General features: G+C 30.6%; 1 protein-coding gene and 1 pseudogene. Both read left to right on the top strand.

The features are described 5' to 3' along the window. Nucleotides 1-156, top strand: a 156-nt coding sequence (locus tag GMD6S_RS13155; protein WP_008294907.1) for a DUF7668 domain-containing protein, incomplete at its 5' end; no start/stop codon positions are given. A gap of 234 nt (nucleotides 157-390) precedes the next feature. Then, nucleotides 391-791, top strand: a pseudogene (locus GMD6S_RS09735) (hypothetical protein); the annotation flags it as partial.

Below are 791 nucleotides of genomic sequence, written 5' to 3'. Positions count from 1 at the left end.
CAATTGGAGATTTATGATTATGATGACCAGACTGGGTTTGCTGTTGATTATGATTTGACTTCAAATTCTGAATTAGTAGATATGAGATTGCAAATAGAGTTTCTATATACCGATAATGGCTATACGGTAAGATTTCTTGATGTCGATCCTGGTTAGGAGAAGTTTAACAAGCAATATCCTTGGTACACTATTTATACAGGCATTTAAGATTTTCTTGAATGTCTTTTTTGCACAAGAGTAAGGTCAAAGCTTTTAAACTATCAAGTTTTCCTATCAATAGGTCAATTGTCTTTAAATGTATTTTATGAATGAATCTAAATGGTTATAGAAAGCCATTTCCAGTATGTTCATGCTATAATAGTTTTAGACTTTTTATTTTTGGAGATATAAATGAAAAAATATAAGCATTTATTATGGCTTTCTGCCTTGATCATCATACTGATATCACTATTTTCACTGAATGGGTGTAGTTTGGGTGGTGAGACCATTCCCAAAAACAGAACAAAAGAACAGTACGAATTTGAAAAAACGTTTGAACCTATGTTTAAATTTTTAGAACAAGACAAGAAAGATTTTACGGGATTAAAGGCATACACTAGTAGAATTTATATAAAAAATCAAGATGAAGTAAAAGAATACGAAGTAGATTTAGATATCACTCAAGCTGATATTAAAGGTGATTATACAATAACAATTGGCGAGGATAACAAAACTGTTCCGGTTACATATTCTAATGGGAAGTTAAATTATGGGTCGGAGGTAACTCCTTTATATGATGAAGAAATTCTTAA

The organism is Streptococcus sp. GMD6S (genome assembly GCF_000297015.1).
This window is presented reverse-complemented; position numbering and strand designations above follow the sequence as displayed.